A 21,025-nucleotide genomic window follows, 5' to 3' on the forward strand; every position below is an offset into this window, starting at 1 on the left:
GCCCGGCGCGACGGGAGCGCGCCGGCCGGATGACCGTCACCCGCCCGGCCCCCCGAGCGACACCGGGCACCGCCCCCACCGCTCCCGCAGACCTTCGTACCCCAAGGAGTCGATCCACCATGGCGAGCGATGCGCCGACCGGCCATGTTTCCGACCTCGACTGGCTGATGAGCGGCCTCGTGCAGCGCGTGCCGCACACCACCAGCGCCGTCCTGCTGTCCAGCGACGGACTCGTGAAGTCCGTGCACGGTCTCGACCCCGACAGCGCCGACCACATGGCCGCCCTGGCCTCCGGCCTGTACTCCCTCGGCCGCAGTGCCGGCGTCCGCTTCGGCGACGGCGGCGACGTACGGCAGGTCGTCGTCGAACTCGATTCGATGCTGCTGTTCGTCACCACCGCCGGCTCCGGCACCTGCCTCGCCGTGCTCGCCGGCCGCGAGGCCGACGCCGCCGTGCTCGGCTACGAGATGGCGATGCTGGTCAAGAGCGTGCGGCCCTATCTGGTGACAGCGCCCCGCCAGCACGCGGCCGAACCCTCGGTGATGAGGCCTTGAGCGTGGCCGCGGCCGGCGACGGGCCCTGGCTCGACGACGCGGCCGGACGACTCGTGCGGCCCTTCACCGTCAGCAACGGCCGCACCGAGCCCACCGTCGCGCTGGACCTGCTGTCGCAGGTGATGGCCACCGGCGCCACCCCGCTCGGCTATCTCGGCCCCGAGCACGCGCAGGCACTCGACCTGTGCCGCGTGCCGAAGCCGGTGGCCGAGGTCGCCGCGCATCTGAAGCTGCCGGCGGCGGTGACCAAGGTGCTGCTGTCCGACCTCGTCGACTGCGGGGCCCTCACCACCAAGCCCCCCGCGTTCCAAGACCACCCCACCGACCGGGCTCTTCTGGAGGCAGTGCTCGATGGACTACGACGACAGCTCTGAAACCGCCCACGACGGCGACCCGTTCCCGACCGCGCTGAAGATCCTGGTGGCGGGCGGCTTCGGAGTCGGCAAGACCACCTTCGTCGGAGCCGTCAGCGAGATCGCGCCGCTCAGCACCGAGGAGCTGCTGACCACGGTGAGCGCCGCGACCGACAACCTCGACGGCATCGAGAACAAGGTCGAGACCACCGTCGCCATGGACTTCGGCCGCATCACCCTCGACGCCGAGCATGTGCTGTACCTGTTCGGCACGCCCGGCCAGGAACGGTTCTGGTTCATGTGGGACGAACTGTGCGAGGGCGCCCTCGGCGCGGTGATCCTCGCCGACACCCGGCGCCTGGAGGAGTGCTTCGCCGCCGTCGACTTCTTCGAGGAACGCGGCCTCGGCTTCATCGTCGCGATCAACGAGTTCGACGGCGCCTACCGCTACGACCCCGAAGAGGTGCGCGCCGCGATCGACCTCGACCCGGAGATCCCCGTCGTCCGCTGCGACGCCCGGATCTCCGCGTCCGGTGTGCAGACCCTGCTGACCCTCGTACGGCACCTCATCGCGCACGCCCCCGCCGCCCCCGCCACCGGCCACGGCGCCGCCCTGTACCAGCCCGGAGCCCCGTCATGAGCTACGACCCGCCGCGCCCCGCCGGCCGGCTGCTGGTCACCCCGGAGGACCGCGAGGCCCCCGCCCGGCTGGCCCGGCTGCGGCTGCTCGGGCTGGGGGAGCGGCCCGAGCCCGCGCTGGACTCCTTCGCCGAGCATCTCGCCGACCTGACCGGAGCGCCGTACGCGATGGTCAACTTCCCCGGAGGGGAAGGGCAGTTCTTCGCCGGTCTGCGCACCCCGCCGCCGCCCCCGCCCGTGCCGGGCGAGCCGCCCGGGCCGCAGCTCGGCCGGACCCTGCCCCGCGACCACGGGTACTGCCCGCACGTCGTCGTACGGCGCCGCGCCCTGGCCCTGGAGGACGTCCGCGACTATCCGCGCTTCGCCGGCAACCCCGTCGTCGACGACTACGGCATCCGCTCCTATCTGGGCGCCCCGCTGATCGACTCCACCGGCACCGTCCTCGGCACGGTGAGCGTCGCCGACCTCGCTCCCCGGCCCTGGGGGAAGGCCGGGCTGGAGACCATCAAGGCGTCCGCCGCGGACCTCGTCGCCCGGCTGGAACGCAGCGCCGCCGACGGACTGCCCATCCTGTGACCGTCGCGGGCCGCGACGCCCCCCCGCCGCCGCCAGGGCGCCGCGCCGCGTGCCTGTCCGCGCCGCCCCGGCACGACGGCGGCACGGGGTCCGCGCCTCCCGCCCGTACGCCGTACCGCGCGCCGCGCGACCCTCACCCGTACGGCGGTCGCGCCGGAGCGCGCCTCGCTCGGACGCCGTATCGCGGGCTGTGCGCGCCCCCGCCCCGCCGGAGTTCCGCGCGGCTGCCGTGTCTCACCCGAACGCCGCGCCCGGCCCTGCGGCACCCCCACTCGAACGGCCCTGCGATGCCCCTGTCGTCGCAGGTCAGCCGGTGTGAAGGAAAGCTGAGGCGGCGCTTAAGAAAACCTCGATGGACCCGGGCGGGCGGCGTGCGGCAGATTGCTGCACGATTCCACTTCTCTCCCGGACACGGGGCGCTTCGGCCTGCCCGCGCCCGGGAACGCACCTCCAGGGAGCCGTAGCGGTGAAGGCGCTGGTCAAGCAGAAGGCGGAGCCCGGGCTCTGGCTCATCGACGTCCCCGAGCCCGCCGTCGGGCCGGGCGATGTCCTCATCAAGGTGCTGCGCACCGGTATCTGCGGCACCGACCTGCACATCCGGAACTGGGACGGCTGGGCCCAGCAGACCATCAGCACCCCCCTCGTCGTCGGGCACGAGTTCGTCGGCGAGGTCGTCGACACCGGCCGCGACGTCACCGACATCAAGCCCGGCGACCTGGTCAGCGGCGAGGGGCACCTCGTGTGCGGCAAGTGCCGCAACTGCCTCGCCGGACGCCGCCACCTGTGCCGTGCCACCGTCGGCCTCGGTGTCGGCCGCGACGGCGCGTTCGCCGAGTACGTATCCCTGCCCGCCTCCAATGTGTGGGTGCACCGGGTCCAGGTCGACCTGGACGTCGCGGCGATCTTCGACCCGTTCGGCAACGCCGTGCACACCGCGCTGTCCTTCCCCCTCGTCAACGAGGACGTGCTGATCACCGGCGCCGGCCCCATCGGCCTGATGGCCGCCGCCGTCGCCAAGCACGCCGGCGCCCGCCATGTCGTCGTCACCGACGTCAGCGAGGAACGCCTCGACCTCGCCCGCAAGCTCGGCGCCGGCCTCGCCCTGGACGTCTCCCGCACCACCATCGCCGACGGCCAGCGCGAACTCGGCCTGCGCGAAGGCTTCGACGTCGGCCTGGAGATGTCCGGCAACCCCGCCGCGCTGCGCGAGATGATCGCCAACATGACGCACGGCGGGAAGATCGCCATGCTCGGCCTGCCCGCCGAGGAGTTCCCCGTCGACTGGGCGCGCATCGTCACCTCGATGATCACCCTCAAGGGCATCTACGGCCGTGAGATGTACGAGACCTGGTACGCCATGACCGTCCTCCTCGAAGGCGGCCTCGACCTCGCCCCCGTGATCACCGGCCGCTACAGCCACCGCGACCACGAGGCGGCGTTCGCCGACGCGGCCGGCGGCAAGGGCGGCAAGGTCATCCTCGACTGGACCGCGTGAATCACCGCCCCGTTCCCTGCTTCCCTGCTGAGCCTTCCGAGAACCCGGAGCACCCGATGTTCGACTCCGTGCGCGACGACCTGCGCGCCACCCTCGACGAGATCCGCGCCGCCGGCCTGCACAAGCCCGAACGCGTCATCGACACCCCGCAGTCCGCGACCGTCAACGTCACCGCCGGCGGCCGGCCCGGCGAGGTCCTCAACTTCTGCGCCAACAACTACCTCGGCCTCGCCGACCACCCCGAGGTCATCGCCGCTGCCCACGAGGCCCTGGACCGCTGGGGCTACGGCATGGCCTCCGTCCGCTTCATCTGCGGCACCCAGGAGGTCCACAAGGAGCTGGAGGCCCGCCTGTCGGCGTTCCTCGGCCAGGAGGACACGATCCTGTACTCCTCCTGCTTCGACGCCAACGGCGGTGTCTTCGAGACCCTCCTCGGCGAGGAGGACGCCGTCATCTCCGACGCCCTCAACCACGCCTCCATCATCGACGGCATCCGCCTGTCCAAGGCCCGCCGCTTCCGCTACGCCAACCGTGACCTGGACGACCTGGAGCGCCAGCTGAAGGAGGCGCAGTCCGCTCGCCGCCGGCTCATCGTCACCGACGGTGTGTTCTCCATGGACGGCTACGTCGCCCCGCTGCGCGAGATCTGCGACCTCGCCGACCGCTACGACGCGATGGTCATGGTCGACGACTCGCACGCGGTCGGCTTCGTCGGCCCCACCGGCCGCGGCACGCCCGAACTGCACGGCGTCCAGGACCGTGTCGACATCATCACCGGCACCCTCGGCAAGGCCCTCGGCGGCGCCTCCGGCGGCTATGTCGCCGCCCGCGCCGAGATCGTCGCCCTGCTGCGGCAGCGGTCCCGGCCGTACCTGTTCTCCAACACGCTCGCCCCGGTGATCGCCGCGGCCTCGCTGAAGGTCCTCGACCTGCTGGAGTCGGCGGGCGACCTGCGGGAGAGGCTCGCCGCCAACACCGCGCTGTTCCGCCGCCGGATGACCGAGGAGGGATTCGACATCCTCCCCGGCGACCACGCCATCGCCCCCGTGATGATCGGCGACGCGGCGAAGGCCGGCCGGATGGCGGAGCTGCTGCTGGAGCGCGGCGTGTACGTGATCGGCTTCTCCTACCCGGTCGTCCCGCAGGGCCAGGCCCGTATCCGCGTTCAGCTGTCCGCGGCGCACTCCACCGACGACGTGAACCGGGCCGTGGACGCGTTCGTCGCCGCGCGTGCGGAGCTGTCCGCCTGAGCTGAGACAATCGAGGCGTGATCGAAGCGCGGCGGCTGCACATCCTCCGTGCGGTGGCCGACCATCGCACGGTGACCGCCGCTGCCGCCGCGCTGTACCTCACCCCGTCGGCCGTCTCGCAGCAGCTGACCGCGCTGGAGCAGGAGACCGGGCACCGCCTGGTCGAGCGCAGCGCCAAGGGGGTACGGCTCACCCCGGCCGGCGAGATCCTGCTCAGCCACACCAACGCCGTCCTCGCCCAGCTGGAGCGCGCCGAGGCCGAACTCGCCGCGTACAGCTCCGGCGAGGCGGGCACGGTCACCGTCGCCGCGTTCGCCACCGGCATCGCCCTGGTCGTCGCCCCGGCGGTGGCGACGCTCGCCCGCACCGCGCCCGGCACAAGGATCCGGGTGCGGGACGCGGAGGGCGACGCCAGCCTGCCGATGGTCCTGGACCGGCAGGTGGACGTCGCCGTGGCCGTCGAGTACCGCGGGGCGCCCCCCGCCGACGACCCGCGGCTCACGCATGTCCCGCTGTACGCGGAGCCGTTCGACGCGGTCGTGCCCGTGCACCACCGGCTCGCCGACGCGGACCAGGTGCCCCTCGCCGAGCTGGCCAAGGACCCGTGGATCGGCCCCTACCCGGGCAACCCCTGCCATGACGTGGTCGTCCTGGCCTGCGAGAGCGCCGGGTTCCAGCCGCGCATGGAGCACTCCTCCGACGACTTCCGTGCCGTCGTCGCCCTCGCCTCGGCCGATGCGGGCGTGGCGCTCGTGCCGCGGTCCGCGCTGCGCGGCATGGACCTCGGCGGGGTCGTGGTCCGCCCCGTCGACGGGGTGGCGCCGACACGCCGGGTCTTCGCCGCCGTACGCCGCGGTGCCGAGGGGCACCCGCTGATCCGGCCCGTGCTCGACGCGCTGACGGAGGCGGCGGGCGGCTGACGCGGTACGGCCCCGGCGGCCGGTCGGTGGCGGTGGGAGAGGTACGTGGCTCAGCGCCAGGGTGTGGTCCCGGCGGCCGGTCGGCGGCGGTGGGAGAGGTACGTGGCTCAGCGCCAGGGTGTGGTCCCGGCGGCCGGTCGGCGGCGGCGGGAGAGGTACGTGGCTCAGCGGCGCCGTGTGAGGTTTCCGTAACCCGGCCGTCTCATATCCGGGATACCGTCCCGGATATGAGATCCGTCGCCCCTCCGGAGGCCACCGCCCCCGACCCGGTCGACGCCCGCCTGGCCGCCCGGCTGGCCGAACTGCGTGCCCGGCACGGCTGGTCGCTGGGTGAGCTGGCGGACCGCAGCGGTGTCAGCCGCTCCACGCTGTCCCGCGCCGAACGCGCCGAGATCAGCCCCACCGCCGCCGTCCTCAACCGGCTCTGCCATGTCTACGGCCGCACCATGTCCCAGCTGCTCAGCGAGGTGGAGGCGGAACCCGCGCCGGTCGTGCGGGCCGCCGACCAGCCGGTGTGGCAGGACCGCGCCTCCGGTTTCGTACGGCGCTCGGTGTCGCCGCCGCACGCCGGGCTGCGCGGCGAACTCGTCGAGGGCCGGCTCGCCCCGGGCGCCGACCTCGCCTACGACCGGCCGCCCGTCGCCGGCCTGGAGCAGCACATCTGGGTGCTGGACGGCGACCTGGAGGTCACCGTGCAGGAGACCGCGCACCGGCTGGAGAGCGGCGACTGTCTGCGGATGCGGGTGTGGGGGCCGACCCGGTTCCGCTCCACGGGCACCGCACGGGCCCGGTATCTGCTGGCGGTGGTACGGCCGTGACCGTCGTCGAAGCACTGGACGCCCCGCGCATCGAGGAGCACGCCGGGCGGCTGGCCGCGCTGCTCATGGACACGGTCGCCGGGGGCGCCTCGATCGGCTTCCTCGCCGGCCTCGACCGCGAGCGGGCCGAGGCCTGGTGGCGCGGCCGGGCCGCCGAGGCCGCCGCCGGCCGGCTCGCCGTCTGGGCGGCGTACGACGGACCCCGTGTCGTCGGCACCGTCAGCCTCGCCTTCCCCGACAAGCCCAACAGCCGGCACCGCGCCGAACTGGTGAAGCTGATGGTGCACCGCGACGCCCGCGGGCAGGGCCTCGGGCGGGCACTGCTGGCCACCGCCGAGCGGGCCGCCGCCGACGCCGGCATCACGCTGCTGCACCTCGACACGGAGACCGGCAGCCCCGCCGAACGCCTCTACGCCGGCACCGGCTGGACCCGCGCCGGGACGATCCCCGACTACGCGGCCGACCCGGGCGGCGTGCTGCGGCCCACCACCCTGTACTTCAAGCACCTCGGCGGGCCCGGCCCGCGGGCGGCGGAGAACCGGTCAGGAACGGAGAAGCGGGGCCCGGCGGTACGGCGCTAGCGTGACGCTGGACGCTCCGCCGGACCCGCCGGCGGACCGGCGAGACGGGGAGAGACGATGAGCAAGGCCACGAGGAGCACGCCGCAGGCATCGGCACAGCACATCGCCGACAGCCACGACCTGATCCGCGTGCACGGCGCCCGGGAGAACAACCTCAAGGACGTCGACGTCGAGATCCCCAAACGCCGGCTGACCGTCTTCACGGGCGTCTCCGGCTCCGGCAAGAGCTCCCTGGTGTTCGACACGATCGCCGCCGAGTCGCAGCGCCTCATCAACGAGACGTACAGCGCCTTCGTGCAGGGCTTCATGCCGAGTCTGGCCCGCCCCGAGGTCGACGTCCTCGACGGCCTGACCACCGCGATCATCGTCGACCAGCAGCGGATGGGCAGCGACCCGCGCTCCACCGTCGGCACCGCCACCGACGCCACCGCGATGCTGCGCATCCTCTACTCCCGGCTGGGCGAGCCGCACATCGGACCGCCCGGCGCGTTCTCCTTCAACGTGGCCACAGTCAGCGCCAGCGGCGGACTCACCGTCGACCGGGGCGCCGACAGGACCCGCACCGAGAAGGTCACCTTCAGCCGCACCGGCGGCATGTGCACCCGCTGCGAGGGCCGCGGCACCGTCACCGACATCGACCTCACCCAGCTCTACGACGACTCCAAGTCGCTGAACGAGGACCCCTTCACCATCCCCGCCTACACCGGCGACGGCTGGGTGGTGCGGGTCATCCGCGAGTCCGGCTTCTTCGACCCGGACAAGCCGATCCGCCGCTACACCAAGAAGGAACGGCACGACTTCCTCTACCGCGAACCCGTCAAGGTGAAGATCAACGGCGTCAACCTGACCTACGAGGGTCTGATCCCGAAGCTTCAGAAGACGATCCTGTCCAAGGACCGCGAGTCGATGCAGCCGCACATCCGCGCCTTCGTCGACCGGGCCGTCACCTTCGCCACCTGCCCCGAGTGCGACGGCACCCGCCTGACCGCGCTGGCCCGCTCCTCCAGGATCGAGGGCATCAGCATCGCCGACGCCTGCGCCATGGAGATCAGGGACCTCGCCGAGTGGGTGCGCGGGCTGCGCGAGCCGTCGGTGGCGCCGCTGCTGACCGCGCTCGGGCAGACCCTCGACTCGTTCGTGGAGATCGGCCTCGGCTATCTCGCCCTGGACCGGCCGTCGGGCACCCTGTCCGGCGGCGAGGCGCAGCGCGTGAAGATGATCCGCCACCTCGGCTCGTCCCTCACCGATGTCACCTACGTCTTCGACGAGCCCACGATCGGGCTCCACCCGCACGACATCCAGCGGATGAACGATCTGCTGCTGCGGCTGCGCGACAAGGGCAACACGGTCCTCGTGGTCGAGCACAAACCCGAGGTCATCGCCATCGCCGACCATGTCGTCGACCTCGGCCCCGGCGCCGGCACCGCCGGCGGCACCGTCTGCTACGAGGGCACCGTGGACGGGCTGCGCACCAGCGGCACCGTCACCGGCCGCCACCTCGACGACCGGGCGAAGGTCAAGGACACCGTCCGCGAGCCGACCGGCGCCCTGCCGATCCGCGGAGCGACCACCCACAACCTGCGCAACGTCGACGTGGACATCCCGCTCGGGGTGCTGGTCGTCGTCACCGGCGTCGCAGGCTCCGGCAAGAGTTCCCTGGTGCACGGCTCCATCCCGGCCGACGCCGGCGTCGTCACCATCGACCAGTCGCCCGTCCGCGGCTCGCGGCGCAGCAACCCGGCGACGTACACCGGGCTGCTCGACCCGATCCGCAAGGCCTTCGCCAAGGCCAACGGCGTCAAGCCGGCCCTGTTCAGCGCGAACTCCGAGGGCGCCTGCCCCACCTGCAACGGCGCCGGCGTGATCTACACCGACCTCGCGATGATGGCGGGCGTGGCCACCACGTGCGAGGAGTGCGCGGGCAAGCGGTTCCAGGCCTCGGTGCTGGAGTACCGGCTCGGCGGGCGGGACATCAGCGAGGTGCTCGCGATGCCGGTGACGGAGGCGGAGGAGTTCTTCGCGTCCGGTGAGGCCCGTACACCCGCCGCGCACCGCATCCTCGAACGGATGTCGGACGTCGGTCTCGGCTATCTCACCCTCGGGCAGCCCATGACCACGCTCTCCGGCGGTGAGCGGCAGCGGCTGAAGCTCGCCACGCAGATGGGGGAGAAGGGCGGCGTGTACGTCCTCGACGAGCCGACGACCGGCCTGCATCTCGCCGACGTGGAGCAGCTCCTCGGCCTGCTGGACCGGCTGGTGGACTCCGGCAGGTCGGTCGTGGTCGTCGAGCACCATCAGGCCGTCATGGCGCACGCCGACTGGATCATCGACCTCGGCCCCGGCGCCGGCCACGACGGCGGCCGTGTCGTCTTCGAGGGCACCCCGGCCGACCTGGTCGCCTCCCGGGCGACGCTGACCGGGCGGCATCTGGCGGAGTACGTGGGGGCGTGACGGGGGGCGCTGCGCGGACATGAGCCGGGGCGGCCCGTTGTCAGTGGCAGCGGCTACGGTGCCGACCATGCCGGATGCCGAAGACGTACGCCGTGTCGCCCTGTCCCTGCCCGACACGTCCGAGAAGATCGCCTGGAGCATGCCGACGTTCCGGGTGGCGGGGAAGATGTTCGCGACGCTGCCCGAGGACGAGACGTCCATGGCGGTGCGCTGCCCCAAGGAGGAGCGCGACGAACTGGTCCTGGCCGAGCCGGAGAAGTTCTGGATCGCCGACCACGAGGCGCAGTTCGCCTGGGTGCGGGCCCGCCTGGCGGCGCTGGAGGACGAGGACGAGCTGCGGGACATCCTCGCCGACTCCTGGCGCCAGGCCGTCCCGCCGCGCCTGTTGGACGCCTACCCGGACCTGGGCCGCCCGCCCGGCGCCTGATCCGGGCCGTCGGCGGACCCGGGGGCGTTGTCAGTGGGCCGTGGCATGATCCGACAGCGGCGACGGCAGCCGGAGCGGAGGGGGCTCCGGCTGCCGCGGCGCTCCACGGACGCGGCCGCGCGGGGCCCGCGACGGACGGTGCCGCACCGCACGGCACGGGCCGTGCCGGGACCCGGCGGAAAAGGGGTGCGCGACCACCGACCCGAGTGCGGTATTGTTTCCCTGCACGTTCGGCCAGGGGAAAGCCCAGGTCAGACGGGCATCGGGACGTGGCGCAGCTTGGTAGCGCACTTGACTGGGGGTCAAGGGGTCGCAGGTTCAAATCCTGTCGTCCCGACAGCGAAGGGTCCTCGCGGACGGAAGTCCGCGGGGGCCCTTTTTCGTGTGCGCCCGCCGGTCCGGCCCCGCCCGCTCAGTCGACCGGGCAGCCCCCTCCACTCGTTCCCTCCACCCCTTGCGGCCCGGTGAGCTGCGCCGCACCCCTCGACGAGCCGCGCCGTGCGGAACGCGGCCCCCGAGCCGCGGGCCGCTGGCATCACCCACACCGGTGATTTCAAACTTGCATGGTTCGTTTCCTTGAATCATTCGTGTTTATGAGGGTAGGTTCGCCGCATGACCTCGTCCGAGCCGGCCACCACCGCCGAAGAGCTGCGCGGTGCCGGCCTGCGGGTGACGGCCGCCCGGGTCGCGCTGCTGGAGACGGTGCGCGCCGGTGACCACCTCGATGTGGAGGCCATCGCCTCCGGGGTGCGCACCCGCGTCGGCCACATCACGCTGCAGGCGGTGTACGACGCGCTGCACGCGCTCACCGCGGCCGGGCTGGTACGGCGGCTGGAGCCGCCGGGCAGCCCCGCCCGGTTCGAGGGGCGCGTCGGCGACAACCACCATCACCTCGTGTGCAGGTCGTGCGGTGCCGTCGCCGACGTGGACTGCGCGGTCGGCCACGCGCCGTGTCTGACCGCCTCCGACGACCGCGGCTTCGCCGTCGACGAGGCCGAGGTCATCTACTGGGGCCTGTGCCCCTCCTGTTCCGCACGTTCCACCGCCGGCAGTTCCTGATACGCAGATCCATATGTGAGTCCGGAAGGAATCCCATGGCTGAGAACCCCGATGCGATCGTCACCGACGCCAAGAGCGAAGGGGAGGGCGGCTGCCCGGTCGCGCACGGGCGCGCCCTGCACCCCACCCAGGGCGGTGGCAACCGCCAGTGGTGGCCCGAGCGCCTCAACCTGAAGATCCTCGCGAAGAACCCCCCGGCGGCCAACCCGCTCGGTGAGGACTTCGACTACGCCGAAGCCTTCAAGAGCCTCGACCTTCCGGCCGTGAAACGGGACATCGCCGAGGTGCTGACCACCTCGCAGGACTGGTGGCCCGCAGACTTCGGCCACTACGGCCCGCTGATCGTCCGTATGGCCTGGCACAGCGCCGGCACCTACCGCATCAGCGACGGCCGCGGCGGCGCCGGCGCCGGCCAGCAGCGGTTCGCCCCGCTGAACAGCTGGCCGGACAACGCCAACCTCGACAAGGCCCGCCGCCTGCTGTGGCCGGTGAAGAAGAAGTACGGCCAGAGCCTGTCCTGGGCCGACCTGCTGATCCTCGCCGGCAACGTGGCGCTGGAGACGATGGGCTTCAAGACCTTCGGCTTCGGCGGCGGACGCGAGGACGTGTGGGAGCCGGAGGAGGACGTCTACTGGGGTCCCGAGACCACCTGGCTCGACGACAAGCGCTACAGCGGCGACCGTGAGCTGGAGAACCCGCTCGGCGCCGTCCAGATGGGCCTCATCTACGTCAACCCCGAGGGCCCCAACGGCAACCCCGACCCGATCGCCGCCGCCCGCGACATCCGTGAGACGTTCCGCCGGATGGCGATGAACGACGAGGAGACCGTCGCCCTCATCGCCGGCGGCCACACCTTCGGCAAGACCCACGGCGCCGGCCCCGCCGACCACGTCGGCAACGACCCGGAGGCCGCCTCCATGGAGGAGCAGGGCCTCGGCTGGAAGTCCACCTTCCGCAGCGGCAAGGGCCCGGACACCATCACCTCCGGCCTGGAGGTCACCTGGACCACGACGCCGACCCGGTGGAGCAACGGGTTCTTCAAGAACCTCTTCGAGTACGAGTACGAGCTGACCGAGTCCCCGGCCGGTGCCAAGCAGTGGGTCGCCAAGGACGCCCCGGAGATCATCCCGGACGCCCACGACCCGCAGAAGAAGCACCGCCCGACGATGCTCACCACCGACCTGGCGCTGCGCTTCGACCCGGTCTACGAGCCGATCTCCCGCCGGTTCTACGAGAACCCGGACGAGTTCGCGGACGCCTTCGCCCGCGCCTGGTACAAGCTGACCCACCGTGACATGGGCCCGAAGTCGCTGTACCTCGGCCCGGAGGTCCCGGAGGAGACCCTGCTGTGGCAGGACCCGCTGCCCGAGCGGGAGGGCGAGGTCATCGACGCCGACGACATCGCCACGCTGAAGGCGAAGCTGCTGGACTCCGGCCTGACCGTCTCCCAGCTGGTGACCACCGCCTGGGCGTCGGCGTCCACGTTCCGCGCCAGCGACAAGCGGGGCGGCGCCAACGGCGCCCGCATCCGCCTGGAGCCGCAGCGCAACTGGGAGGTCAACGACCCCGACCAGCTCGCGCTCGTGCTGCGCACCCTGGAGGGCGTGCAGCGGGACTTCAACGCCGCCTCCGCCCGCAAGGTGTCCCTGGCCGACCTCATCGTCCTCGGTGGCTGCGCCGCCGTGGAGAAGGCCGCCAAGGACGCCGGCTTCGACATCGAGGTGCCGTTCACCCCGGGCCGTGTGGACGCGACCGAGGAGCACACCGACGCCGAGTCGTTCGCCGCGCTGGAGCCGACCGCGGACGGCTTCCGCAACTACCTCGGCAAGGGCAACCGGCTGCCCGCCGAGTACCTGCTCCTCGACCGGGCCAACCTGCTCAGCCTGAGCGCGCCCGAGATGACCGTCCTCGTCGGCGGCCTGCGCGTGCTGGGCGCCAACCACCAGCAGTCGCAGCTCGGTGTCTTCACCAGCACGCCCGGCGCCCTCACCAACGACTTCTTCGTCAACCTGCTCGACCTGGGCACGACGTGGAAGGCGACCAGCGAGGACCAGACCACGTTCGAGGGCCGCGACGCGGCCACCGGCGAGCTGAAGTGGGCCGGCAGCCGCGCCGACCTGGTCTTCGGCTCCAACTCCGAACTGCGCGCCCTCGCCGAGGTGTACGCGAGCGACGACGCCAAGGAGAAGTTCGTCCAGGACTTCGTCGCCGCCTGGGACAAGGTCATGAACCTCGACCGGTTCGACCTCGTCTGATCACACGCAGACGACGGGCCGCCCGCTCCCGGAAGGGAAACGGGCGGCCCGTCCGCGTCCCGAGGCCGACGACCGGCCTCCGCGCTCAGTGCGGCACGCCCAGATGGCCGAGAGCCTGGCGCAGCAGGAAACCGTGCCCGCCCGGCATCTCGCTCTGCACCGCCGCCGACGCCGCCTCGTGCGGGCTGAACCACACCAGGTCCAGGGCGTCCTGCCGGGGCCGGCAGTCCCCGGTCACCGGCACGATGTAGGCGAGGGACACCGCGTGCTGACGCGGGTCGTGATACGGCGTGATACCCGCTGTCGGGAAGTACTCCGCCACCGTGAACGGCTGTAGCGAGGCCGGGATGCGGGGCAGCGCCACCGGGCCGAGGTCCTTCTCCAGATGCCGCAGCAGCGCGTCACGGACCCGCTCGTGGTGCAGCACCCGCCCCGAGACGAGCGTACGGCTGACCGTTCCGTCCGGACCGATCCGCAACAGCAGGCCGATGCTGGTGACTTCACCGCTGTCGTCGACCCGCACGGGCACGGCCTCGACGTACAGGATCGGCATCCGGGCCCGCGCCTGCTCCAGGTCGTCGGACGACAGCCAGCCGGGCGTGGTTTCGGTCATGTCTGACATTGTTCGATCATACTTTCAGGAGACGGCGGGAAACCGGTAGACCCGGCGGGCGTTCTCCGCGCCCGCCCACCGGGCGATCCGCAGCGCGTCGGGCAGGGACAGCTCGTCCGCGTCGACGAGGTCCTGCAACAGCCCGCCCAGCCCCCGCCGGAACGCCAGCGCGCCCAGGGCGTAGAACTCGGCCGGACCGCACGCGTCGGAGCTGTACAGCAGCTTGCGGAACGGGGTGATCTCCAGGGCCTCGGCGAGGATCGTCCGCGCCCGGCCCGGACCGACGTGATGCAGCGTCAGACCCACGTCCAGATGGACCTGTTCGAACACCGCAGCGAGGTAGGCGGCCTGCCGATGGTGGGGCCAGCAGTGCAGCAGCAGCACCGGAATCGTTCCTGCGGTCAGATGCAGCCAGTCCGTCAGCAGCGTGGGGTCCGTCCGGTGCAGGCGGACGTCGCTGTCGCCGAGCCCTGCGTGCAGTTGGAGCGGCAGCCCCAGGTCCACCGCCGTCCACAGCAGATGCCGTTGCAGCACCGGGTCGGCGAGACGCCGGCCCCCCGCGGTCAGCCAGTGCCGGGCCGCCGCGGCGACCATCGCCGGAGTCGGCCGCCGCGGGTCAAGGTCGAAGCCGGTGCGGTAGGCGGCCACCGACTTCACCGCGACCACGCCGGGACGGCCGACCGCCTCCTCGGCCGCCGCCCGGACGGCGCCCTCGTACTCATCGGGCTCCACACCGCGCGCCGCGACCGCCTCGGCGACGCTCTCCAGCCGTACGACCTCGAAGGCCCGCCCCCCGGCCAGTTCCGCCAGCTCCGCCGGGACGGTCGCGCCGGGCGGCGCGTACCCGGTGTCCACGCACAGCTCCCCGGTGTGCGAGGCAGCGAGGAAACGGCGGTTGACCTCGGCCGCGCCCAGCTCGGCCCGACGCTCCAGATACACGTCGGCGGGCGCGTGCCTCGGCAGGTCCAGCAGCGGCGCGCAGTGCCGGCGCACGGCGACGCCGAGCGGTGTGTCAAAAGGGGAGATGCCGCTGCCGGGCCATCGGCCGCCCTCGCCGAGCAGCGCCTCGAAGCCGTCCCGGTCCAGGTCGTGCCGGGTCACGCCGTGACAGTGGTGGTCGGCGAGCCGCAGCGCGGCCAGCTCCTCCTCGACGGGGCCGCCCATGTCAGTACGTCCACCGGTAGGCGGCCGCGATCCGCTCCTCGTCCCAGCCGTCGACGGCCGCGCTCTCACCCTCGCGCACGGCGGTCACGGCGTCGGCGAGGACCGGGCCGAGCGCCTCCCGCAGCACCGGGTCGGCGCGGAACGCCTCGACGGCCTGCGGCAGGGACTCGGGCAGCCGTGCGACGCCCAGCGCCGCGGCCTCCTCCTGCGTGAGCAGCGCCGGGTCACCGGTGACCTCCGGCGGCAGTACGGCGTTGCGGGCCAGGCCGTCCACACCGGCGGCGATCAGACAGGCCAGCGCGAGATACGGGTTGGCGGCCAGGTCGACGGGTTTGACCTCCACATTGGCCTCGCGGTCCCGGTCGCCCGCCGCGCCGGCGATCACCCGTACCGCGCACTCGCGGGTCTCCAGCCCCCACGCGGTGAACACGCCCGCCCACCGGGACGGCTTCAGCCGCAGATAGCTGGCCGGGCTGGGCGCGGTCACCGCCAGCAGCGCGGGCAGCCGCGCGAGGATGCCCGCGGTGAACGACTCGCCGTCGGCGGTCATGCCGTGGCGGCGGTCGCCTCCGCTGTGCAGGCCGACGCCGTCGCGCCGCGCGGACAGGTGGACGTGCCCGCCGTTGCCGACGGTGCCCGGGGTGACGGCGGGGGAGAAGGACACCCGCAGGCCGTGCCGCTGCGCCACCGCGCGCACGGTCTGCCGCACCAGGACACTGCGGTCGGCCGCCGCGACCGGGTCCAGCGCGCCCACGGACAGCTCGAACTGGCCGGGCGCGTACTCGGGATGCAGCTGGTCGACGTCCACACCCTGCGCGGCGAGCGCGGCCAGCAGCTCGGCGGTGCAGGCGCTGACCTCGACCTGCCGGGTCGCCCCGTACGCCGGACCGGTCGTCGCCGGTACGAATGTGTCGCAGGGTGTGTCGCCGCGGCCGTACACCCACTCGATCTCGATGCCCGCGCGGAACTCCAGGCCGTACCGCTCGGCGGCGTCGGCGACGACGCGGCGCAGCACGGTGCGGCTGCACCCGGGGTGCCGTGTGCCGTCCTGGGTGATGCGGTCGACCGGCGCCCACGCCCAGCCGGGCTGCGCGGCCAGCGCCACCAGCTGCTCCAGGTCGGGGAAGAGCCTCAGGTCGCCGTCGGGGGAGCCGAGGACATCGGTGGTGACGATGGCGTCGTGCGCGAGGAAGGTGTCGAACACCGGTGACATGCCGACGCCGCGCGCGGCGACGGCGGGCAGCTTCGCCGTCGGCACGGTCTTGACCCGGCCGATGCCCGCGGTGTCGACGTACGACAGCACGATCCCGTGCACGCCCCGTCCGGAGAGTTCGCCGCTGAGCGCGGCGGCCCGGGCGACGTCCCCGGGCCGTCCGCCCGGCACCGGGTCGGCAAGGGTGGTCATACGTCCTCCTCCGTCCTGCCGTGCTGCCCGGCAGCCCCGGCCCGCTCCCGCGTCCCGGCCGTGCCTGCCCGCCCCGCCCATTGTGCCGTCCCGTGATCACCTTGTCCGGGCAAACGGGGTCTTGGGCATGGTGGCCGAGAACCGGAAAGCCGGTGCCGTCGCGCCGATGTCCGGCGGGCCGGCCGCCGCCGATGTCCTCGGGGTGCCGCTCGGCACGTTCCCCGGCCGGCGCTCCACCCTCCGGACGGTCCCCGTCCGCGGTGCCGCCTTCGACGTCGGCGGCGCGCTCGGCGCGTGGCTCGGCGGGCCGACGGTCGACTCCGGGCACGGCGGCGTCACAGCGCTGTGGGCGGGCGACGGGCTCGCCCTCGCCGGAGTCGTCGTCGCGGCCGGTTCCCTCGGCGCCGGCGCAGCACGGTCCCGGCCCGCCCCCACCGGCGCCGACCACCGGGCGGACAGGGCCGCCGCATAAGCTGGCGGGGCAGTCCCCCCGTACCGGAAAGAGCACATGCCCTACTCGCACGCCCCCTCGTCCACCGGCGCAGGCCCCCGCGGCGCCGAGGCGCGGGCCGACATACGGCTCGTCGTCACCGACATGGACGGAACGCTCCTCGACGACGCGAAGAACGCGCCCCCCGCCCTCGCCGAGGCGCTGCGGCTGCTGCGGGAACGGGGGGTGCTGTTCTGCCCGGCGAGCGGACGGCAGTACGCCACGCTCGCCCGCGAGTTCGAGGGCGTCGCCGACGGGATGGTGTTCATCGCCGAGAACGGCACCTACGTCGTGCGCGACGGCGTCGAGCTGAGCAGCGACACGCTGCGGCCGGGCGTCGCCGCCGCAATCGCCCGTGCCGCGCGGGAGGCGGCGGCCGGCGGCGCGGACGTGGGGGCCGTGGTGTGCGGCAAGAGCGCGGCGTACGTCGAGCGTGCCGACGAGCCGTTCCTCGCGGAGGTCCGCAAGTACTACCTGAGCCACCGGATCGTGGACGACGTGACCGCCGTCGACGACGACATCATCAAGGTCGCCCTGTTCACGTTCGGTTCCGCCGAGCACACCGTGGCCCCGGCGCTCGCGCCGTTCGCCGGCACCCACCAGGTCGTCGTCTCCGGCGAGCACTGGGTCGACGTGATGAACCGCACCGCGAACAAGGGGGCCGCCGTCCGCCGCCTCCAGCGCGAGCTGGGTGTCACCCCCGCGCAGACCATGGTGTTCGGCGACTACCTCAACGACCTGGAGATGCTGGACGCCGCCGACTGGTCGTTCGCCATGGCCAACGCCCACCCCGAGGTGATCCGCCGGGCCCGGCACCGCGCCCCGTCCAACAACGACAACGGTGTCCTGCGCACCCTCGCGCGTGTGCTGGACCTGCCGCTGCCCCTCTGACCGGTCCGGGCCCTAGCGGGGCAGCACGCGGTCCAGGAAACCCGTCAGTTCCGCGAACGCCTCCTCCTTGCAGGTCTCGTGGAACACCTCGTGCCGGGCGCCGGGGAAGATCCGCTCGGTGTGCGCGCCCCCGCCGAGCCGCTCGACGCCGGTCCGGCTGCCGGGCAGCGGCACCAGCCGGTCGTCGTCGCCGTGCAGCCACAGGAGCGGCAGTCCGCCCAGGTCACCGCCCTTGTCGACGGTCTCCAGGGTGCGTACGAACGCCTCCAGCGTGGGCCGCTTCATCGGCCCGTGCCACACCAGAGGGTCCGCCGCGTACGCCGCTCCCACCGCCGGGTCGCGGCTGAGCGCGGCCGGGCTGACCGGGACGGCGGGCACCGCGCCGGTGGCGTCCGCCGCGGCGAGCAGCCGGCCCGGCGTCCGCCACGCCCCGATCACCGGCCCCGACAGCACCAGCGCGGCGAGCGTGCCCCGGTACCGCTGGGCGTGGCGGGCGGCGATCAGACCGCCCATGGAGTGCCCCAGCACGACCAGCGGCAGCCCGGGGTGCGCGGCCCGTGCCCTGGCGGCCACCGACTCCACGTCGGTGACGACGTCCTCGAAGTCCTCGATGAGCACCCGCTCGCCCGCCGAGCGGCCGTGACCGGCATGGTCCGGCGCCCACACCGACGCGCCGTGCCCGGTGAGGACCCGCGCGACCTCGCCGTACCGCCCCGAGTGCTCGCCGTACCCGTGCACCAGCAGGGCGAGGCAGCGCGGGCGCGGGTGCGGCCACTCGCGCACGAAGAGCGTTCCGCGGGTACCGTCCAGATCGTGCTCACGGGCGTCGGCCATGGTCTCCTCCGTCGGTGCCGGGGGCGGCTCCCGCCGGAGCTTCCCAGCGGGCCGCCGAGCGGTCTACACTCCAAAACTAGCAGTGCTAATTAAGCTCGCTGGTCCACAGCGTCGTCGGTCAGGAGTTGTCAGTTGCGTCCCGTCCACTTCGCCGCCGCCCGCCGCACACCCATCGGCAAGCTGCGCGGCGCCCTGTCCACCGTGCGGCCCGACGATCTCGCCGCCGCCGTGATCCGCGCCCTCGTCGCCGACCTGCCCGCCCTCGACCCCGCCCGCGTCGACGACGTGTACTGGGGCGCCGCCAACCAGGCCGGCGAGGACAACCGCAACGTCGCCCGCATGGCAGCCCTGCTCGCCGGGCTGACCGAGACGGTGCCCGGCGCCACCGTGAACCGGCTGTGCGCCTCCGGCATGGAGGCGGTCACCGCCGCCGCCCGCACCATCGCCGCAGGCGAGGCCGACATCGTCGTCGCGGGCGGCTCGGAGTCCATGAGCCGCGCCCCGTTCGTGCTGCCCCGCCCCGACGACGCCCTGCCGCACCGCATGGAGACGTACGACACCCGGCTCGGCTGGCGCCTGGTCAACCCGGCGATGAAGGACCTGCACGGCCTGCTGTCCATGGGCGAGACCGCCGAGGAGGTCGCCGCCCGCCACGGCGTCTCCCGCGAACGTCAGGACGAGTTCGCGCTGCGCAGCCACCGCAACGCCGCCCTCGCCCGCAAGAACGGCCACTTCGACGATGAGCTGCTGCCCGTGGAGCGCCCCGACGGCGTGGTCGTCGACGCCGACGAGTGCATCCGCGAGGACACCTCCCTGGAGAAGCTCGCCAGGCTCAAGCCGGTCTTCCGGGACGGCGGCAGCGTCACCGCGGGCAACGCCTCCCCGATGAACGACGGCGCTGCCGGACTCGTCCTGGTCAGCGAGGAGGCCCTCCACGAGCTGGGCCTGGAGTCCATGGGCCGCTACGTCGCCGGCGCCTCCGCCGGTGTCCACCCCGACGTCATGGGCATCGGCCCGGTGCCCGCGACCCGCAAGGCGCTCGCACGCGTCGGCTGGGACATCGGCGACATCCAGGAGGCCGAGTTCAACGAGGCGTTCGCCGCGCAGGCCCTCGCCTGCGTCGACCAGCTCGGCATCGACCCCGAGCTGGTCAACCCCTCCGGCGGCGCGATCGCCCTCGGCCACCCGCTCGGCTGCTCCGGCGCCCGCATCCTCACCACCCTGCTGCACCGCATGCGCCGCACCGGCGCCGAGCGCGGCCTCGCGACCATGTGTGTGGGGGTGGGGCAGGGCAGCGCGGTCCTCGTCGAACGGCACTGACCGCGCCCCTCCCGTTCCGGGCGGTGCGGCCCCCGCGCCGCCCGGTACAGCGGCCACTGGGCGAGACGGTCCTTACCCCGACGGGCTGTCCGGACATAGCATCGGTCTCCGCATGGACACGATGACACTGTGGAACCTGACCTGGTGGGGCTTCGCCGCTCTCGCCTTCGCCGCGCTCCTCGTCGGGTTCTCCAAGACCGCCATCAGCGGCGCCAACACGGTCAGCCTGGCCCTCTTCGCCGCCGTACTGCCCGCCCGCGCCTCCACCGGGGTGCTGCTGCCGCTGCTGATCGCCGGCGATGTGCTCGCCGTCGCCACCTACCGGCGGCACGCCCACTGGCCCACTCTGTGGCGGCTGTTCCCGGCGGTCGCCGCCGGCGTGGTCGCCGGCACCCTGTTCCTGGTGTGGGCCGACGACGCCGTCGTACGGACCTCCATCGGGGCGATCCTGCTGCTCATGGCCGGGGTGACGGTATGGCGGCGGCGCATCGCGGAGAAGGACGACGAACCCGATGCGGTCACCACCCGGGCCGGCCGCGCCAAGGCCCGCTCCTACGGCGTCCTCGGCGGCTTCACCACCATGGTCGCGAACGCGGGCGGCCCCGTCATGTCGCTGTATCTGCTGTCGGCGGGCTTCCGCAAGCTCGGCTTCCTCGGCACCTCCGCCTTCTTCTTCCTCATCGTCAACGTCTCCAAAGTGCCCTTCAGCGCCGGGCTCGGCCTGATCGACGGCCGCTCCCTGCTGCTGGACCTGGCGCTCGTGCTGTTCGTCGTGCCGGGCGCCCTCATCGGCAAGTGGGCGGTGCACCGCATCGACCAGCGGCTGTTCGAACAGCTCGTCATCGCGGCGACCGTACTGGGCGGACTGCAACTGCTGCTGCGCTGACGGCGGGCACCGGGCACCGGGTGCGGGGTGCGGGGTGCGGGGGC

Annotated in this window: 21 protein-coding genes and 1 tRNA gene; 18 read left to right on the top strand and 4 right to left on the bottom strand. The window is 73.0% G+C overall.

All coding sequences use genetic code 11. The features are described 5' to 3' along the window. Window positions 1-119: 119 nt before the first annotated feature. The 14 genes from MTQ10_RS13015 (at window position 120) to katG (ending at window position 13,378) form a co-directional block, all read left to right on the top strand. Window positions 120-554 (top strand): roadblock/LC7 domain-containing protein, encoded by a 435-nt coding sequence (locus tag MTQ10_RS13015; RefSeq protein ID WP_247466502.1) that lies wholly within the window; start codon window positions 120-122, stop codon window positions 552-554. A 2-nt stretch (window positions 555-556) separates the two neighbouring features. Next, the gene (locus MTQ10_RS13020) at window positions 557-928 is read left to right on the top strand and encodes a DUF742 domain-containing protein (protein WP_247466560.1); all 372 of its coding nucleotides are present in this window, start codon (window positions 557-559) and stop codon (window positions 926-928) included. Further along, complete coding sequence (locus MTQ10_RS13025) at window positions 906-1,547, top strand: GTP-binding protein (RefSeq protein ID WP_247466506.1); 642 nt, start codon at window positions 906-908, stop codon at window positions 1,545-1,547. Before MTQ10_RS13020 ends, MTQ10_RS13025 begins: the two co-directional genes overlap by 23 nt. After that, window positions 1,544-2,122, top strand: a complete 579-nt coding sequence (locus MTQ10_RS13030) for a GAF domain-containing protein (protein WP_247466508.1) — start codon at window positions 1,544-1,546, stop codon at window positions 2,120-2,122. Before MTQ10_RS13025 ends, MTQ10_RS13030 begins: the two co-directional genes overlap by 4 nt. Window positions 2,123-2,588: 466 nt before the next feature. Continuing rightward, the gene (gene tdh, locus MTQ10_RS13035) at window positions 2,589-3,617 is read left to right on the top strand and encodes an L-threonine 3-dehydrogenase (RefSeq protein ID WP_247466511.1); all 1,029 of its coding nucleotides are present in this window, start codon (window positions 2,589-2,591) and stop codon (window positions 3,615-3,617) included. Between the two features lie 56 nt (window positions 3,618-3,673). Then, window positions 3,674-4,867, top strand: coding sequence for a glycine C-acetyltransferase (locus tag MTQ10_RS13040; RefSeq protein ID WP_247466512.1), 1,194 nt, complete (start codon window positions 3,674-3,676; stop codon window positions 4,865-4,867). Between the two features lie 17 nt (window positions 4,868-4,884). Beyond that, entirely contained in the window at window positions 4,885-5,787 is a 903-nt protein-coding gene (locus MTQ10_RS13045) for a LysR family transcriptional regulator (RefSeq protein ID WP_247466514.1), read from the top strand. Window positions 5,788-6,014: 227 nt separating this feature from the next. Further along, window positions 6,015-6,605 carry a helix-turn-helix domain-containing protein gene (locus MTQ10_RS13050; protein ID WP_247466518.1) on the top strand — a complete coding sequence of 197 codons (591 nt, stop codon included), beginning with the start codon at window positions 6,015-6,017 and terminating at the stop codon, window positions 6,603-6,605. Beyond that, complete coding sequence (locus tag MTQ10_RS13055; RefSeq protein ID WP_247466520.1) at window positions 6,602-7,186, top strand: GNAT family N-acetyltransferase; 585 nt, start codon at window positions 6,602-6,604, stop codon at window positions 7,184-7,186. The genes MTQ10_RS13050 and MTQ10_RS13055 overlap by 4 nt, the downstream gene beginning before the upstream one ends. 57 nt (window positions 7,187-7,243) lie before the next feature. After that, window positions 7,244-9,637, top strand: a complete 2,394-nt coding sequence (locus MTQ10_RS13060; protein ID WP_247466523.1) for an ATP-binding cassette domain-containing protein — start codon at window positions 7,244-7,246, stop codon at window positions 9,635-9,637. Window positions 9,638-9,704: 67 nt separating this feature from the next. Beyond that, window positions 9,705-10,064 carry an MmcQ/YjbR family DNA-binding protein gene (locus tag MTQ10_RS13065; protein ID WP_247466526.1) on the top strand — a complete coding sequence of 120 codons (360 nt, stop codon included), beginning with the start codon at window positions 9,705-9,707 and terminating at the stop codon, window positions 10,062-10,064. 263 nt (window positions 10,065-10,327) lie between these two features. Next, window positions 10,328-10,401 (top strand) — tRNA-Pro (locus tag MTQ10_RS13070). A gap of 275 nt (window positions 10,402-10,676) precedes the next feature. After that, on the top strand, window positions 10,677-11,123 hold the full coding sequence (locus tag MTQ10_RS13075; RefSeq protein ID WP_247466530.1) for a Fur family transcriptional regulator: 447 nt from the start codon (window positions 10,677-10,679) through the stop codon (window positions 11,121-11,123). Window positions 11,124-11,158: 35 nt separating this feature from the next. Next, window positions 11,159-13,378 carry a catalase/peroxidase HPI gene (gene katG / locus MTQ10_RS13080; RefSeq protein WP_247466533.1) on the top strand — a complete coding sequence of 740 codons (2,220 nt, stop codon included), beginning with the start codon at window positions 11,159-11,161 and terminating at the stop codon, window positions 13,376-13,378. Between the two features lie 85 nt (window positions 13,379-13,463). Here katG and MTQ10_RS13085 read toward each other — a convergent pair whose 3' ends face one another. The 3 genes from MTQ10_RS13085 to MTQ10_RS13095 are packed head-to-tail and all read right to left on the bottom strand — an operon-like array spanning window position 13,464 to window position 16,560. Further along, window positions 13,464-13,991 (bottom strand): NUDIX hydrolase family protein, encoded by a 528-nt coding sequence (locus MTQ10_RS13085; protein WP_247466536.1) that lies wholly within the window; start codon window positions 13,989-13,991, stop codon window positions 13,464-13,466. Between the two features lie 24 nt (window positions 13,992-14,015). Next, window positions 14,016-15,155: an amidohydrolase family protein gene (locus MTQ10_RS13090; protein WP_247466540.1), complete on the bottom strand. Its 1,140-nt coding sequence runs from the start codon at window positions 15,153-15,155 to the stop codon at window positions 14,016-14,018. A gap of 1 nt (window position 15,156) precedes the next feature. Continuing rightward, complete coding sequence (locus tag MTQ10_RS13095) at window positions 15,157-16,560, bottom strand: glutamine synthetase family protein (RefSeq protein WP_247466542.1); 1,404 nt, start codon at window positions 16,558-16,560, stop codon at window positions 15,157-15,159. 127 nt (window positions 16,561-16,687) lie between these two features. On the opposite strand from MTQ10_RS13095, the gene MTQ10_RS13100 reads away from it, so the two are divergent. Together MTQ10_RS13100 and MTQ10_RS13105 are read left to right on the top strand one after the other, a co-directional pair. Next, entirely contained in the window at window positions 16,688-17,032 is a 345-nt protein-coding gene (locus tag MTQ10_RS13100; RefSeq protein WP_247466545.1) for a hypothetical protein, read from the top strand. A gap of 36 nt (window positions 17,033-17,068) precedes the next feature. Beyond that, window positions 17,069-17,941 (top strand): Cof-type HAD-IIB family hydrolase, encoded by an 873-nt coding sequence (locus MTQ10_RS13105; RefSeq protein ID WP_247466548.1) that lies wholly within the window; start codon window positions 17,069-17,071, stop codon window positions 17,939-17,941. A 12-nt stretch (window positions 17,942-17,953) separates the two neighbouring features. On the opposite strand, the gene MTQ10_RS13110 is transcribed toward MTQ10_RS13105, so the two are convergent. Beyond that, a complete protein-coding gene (locus MTQ10_RS13110; RefSeq protein WP_247466551.1) occupies window positions 17,954-18,775 on the bottom strand; it encodes an alpha/beta hydrolase in 822 nt (273 codons plus the stop codon). A gap of 132 nt (window positions 18,776-18,907) precedes the next feature. Between MTQ10_RS13110 and MTQ10_RS13115 the strand changes: the two genes are divergently transcribed. Both MTQ10_RS13115 and MTQ10_RS13120 read left to right on the top strand, forming a co-directional pair. Continuing rightward, on the top strand, window positions 18,908-20,095 hold the full coding sequence (locus MTQ10_RS13115; protein ID WP_247466554.1) for a thiolase family protein: 1,188 nt from the start codon (window positions 18,908-18,910) through the stop codon (window positions 20,093-20,095). A gap of 112 nt (window positions 20,096-20,207) precedes the next feature. Then, window positions 20,208-20,981, top strand: coding sequence for a sulfite exporter TauE/SafE family protein (locus tag MTQ10_RS13120; RefSeq protein ID WP_247466557.1), 774 nt, complete (start codon window positions 20,208-20,210; stop codon window positions 20,979-20,981). The last annotated feature ends 44 nt before the right edge of the window (window positions 20,982-21,025 follow it).

Origin of the sequence: Streptomyces sp. XM83C (genome assembly GCF_023072675.1) — a bacterium.
GTDB classification, from domain to species: domain Bacteria; phylum Actinomycetota; class Actinomycetes; order Streptomycetales; family Streptomycetaceae; genus Streptomyces; species Streptomyces thermocoprophilus.